This is a genomic window from Psychromonas sp. Urea-02u-13 (genome assembly GCF_002835995.1).
GTDB lineage: Bacteria > Pseudomonadota > Gammaproteobacteria > Enterobacterales > Psychromonadaceae > Psychromonas.
On the sequence record NZ_PJBZ01000173.1, the window covers coordinates 1 to 2290 of the forward strand.

The window sequence follows — 2290 nt, forward strand, 5'->3', positions numbered from 1 at the left end:
CTGGTGAATTGAACGACAGTTCAGTGCTATGAATGGGCTAAGCACTGAGTGACACTTTTTTAGCAGATAAAAAATGCGTCGGAATGGCGCTTATTATTTGAATCTAAGCTACTTTTTATTGCTGTTGAGAAAAAGGTAACTTGCCCGTAGGGCGAAACCCCATTTAACGCAGCATACAAAGGCTTATAAATAAGGGAGCAGATTAATAGTAAAATGTTATTTTGAGTCAGGCACAAAAAAGCCCTAAACCATTTCTGATTTAGCGCTTTCATTTATATGGTACCGCTAGGCGGACTTGAACCATCACTTCTTTTGCATACTTTGAGGCATAGATAGTTGGCGACATCCGTACTTCACATTAAAAAACATGATCCCCACGTTCAACTTGGAAGTGGATTCTTGAAGTGCAGTTAAAAAGATACGGGTGTCCCCGATCGGTTTTTAGCGATTAGTGCCGTTATGTCTGGCTCTGAGGTTGGGAGGATATTGAAAACTTCGGCCATATAAAACTTGATTGGCTCCGACAGTATCGTCCTTTTGAAGCGGGAATACCCAGCCATGACACTATTGCACGTGTTATTTGTCGTTTAAAAGCAGATGAAATTGAACAAGCTTTTCAAGCGTGGATATCTTCACTGATAGAAACGAATGAAATCACTGCTATCCCTGAGCTATTGAACATGCTTGATATAGAAAATAGTATTATTACCCTTGATGCAATGGGGTGCCAAAAGGAAATCGCAAAGCAGATAATAGAACAAAAAGCGGATTACATCTTAGCACTCAAAGGTAATCACTCAGAGTTGCAAAGTGAGTTAGAAGCTTAGTGGCACAAAGTGCAACGAGAAGGTTTTACAGCAGATAATTACGTTGAATATACGGTAACGGACAGTGCTCATGGTCGAATAGAAACGAGAACTTGTCAGCAAGTCCTCATTAATAAAAAATGGTTAGACAAAAAATACCGATGGGTAGGACTGAATAGCATTATTAAAGTTACCTCCGATGTATATGAAAAGTCCACAGGAAAAGAGACAACAGAAACCCGTAGGTACATTATTCATTGACCTTAAATGCAGAGCACAGCCTATACGCAGTGCGTAACCATTGGCAGATTGAGAGTATGCATTGGATGCTAGATATGACTTTTAGGGAAGATGAATCTAGAATTCGTAAAGGCCGAGGTCCACTTGCTTTTAACGTAATGAGAAAAATAGCGATGGGCTTATTTAAACAAGATAATACAAAGTCGGCGAGTATAGCAGCGAAAAAAAGATGGCTGCATTAGATGATGGCTATCGCTCAGCCCTTTTAGAGCATGGGATTAAAATGCGCTAGCCGTGGTATCCTCAGCGGAAATATTTATTTATGTAGTAATTTAGGGTTATTTTATTCTTTAGAGGCTTAAGTTTTTGCAGCATATTTCTAAGTTCATTCATTTTATTTAAAAATCTTCTTTCTGACTCAGAAAGAAGATTTGGTTGAAATTTTTGTATTAAACGATATAAGTGATAATTTGAAACTTTTTTTGCGACTAACCAAATAGGAGACAAACCGAATCGCCTAAGTGTTACACGTTCAAAGTCTACCATACCAAGTTCTTCACTATTGTTAGAAAGTAAGTCTCTTATTGGTATAGCATGCCTGGTAACACCAACTTGATGCATTTCATTTACCATTTTTCTTAATAAATTAATTTGTATTTCAGAAAGATTCTCAGGTTTTCCCCCTGGTAATCTGCTCATTTTTAAGATCTTCTTATCATCATCAAATGAAATTAATTTTGGGAAGCCAAAAGAACCACTTAATCGTAGGAGTGATTCTTTCTCTCTTTGGTATCGCTTGTTAGCATTTCCTGTTTCTTTAAAAAATTTAGAGACAACATCTTCTCCAATTTCAACTTTCATTTTACTAGTTTCGTAAATTCCATCGACTACAATTTTCACGGTGGCTCTTCTCATTTTATGTTAATTAAAAATATATTATATTCGATTAAAGTTACTGGTACAATGGGGACTGTATGTTAGCCTAAGTTTTGTGCGTGAAATAACTGCTATGTTGAGTAGCGTCTTTTTATGAAATAAATTGCGGCTTCATCATCAAACGAAGACAAGCCTTTTAATATTGATGCTGCTGTATGGTTTAAAAATGCTACCGGACGAATTAATTTACTAAAATAGGTTAAAAACCTAGTGGCTGATCACTACGAGGGGCAAGTCTTTCATTTTGCATCGCGTATACACAAAAATTAAGAAAATTAAGACAAAAAATTAAGAAAGGACATCCAAAT

The 2290-nt window shown here is 36.6% G+C and carries 1 protein-coding gene and 1 pseudogene; one reads left to right on the top strand and one right to left on the bottom strand.

The features are described 5' to 3' along the window. Window positions 1-441 precede the first annotated feature (441 nt). A pseudogene (locus CXF74_RS21080) lies at window positions 442-1338 on the top strand (ISAs1 family transposase); the annotation flags it as partial. Window positions 1339-1349: 11 nt separating this feature from the next. Here the strand turns inward: CXF74_RS21080 and CXF74_RS21085 are convergent. Next, window positions 1350-1946: a hypothetical protein gene (locus tag CXF74_RS21085; protein ID WP_101084572.1), complete on the bottom strand. Its 597-nt coding sequence runs from the start codon at window positions 1944-1946 to the stop codon at window positions 1350-1352. Window positions 1947-2290: the final 344 nt, after the last annotated feature.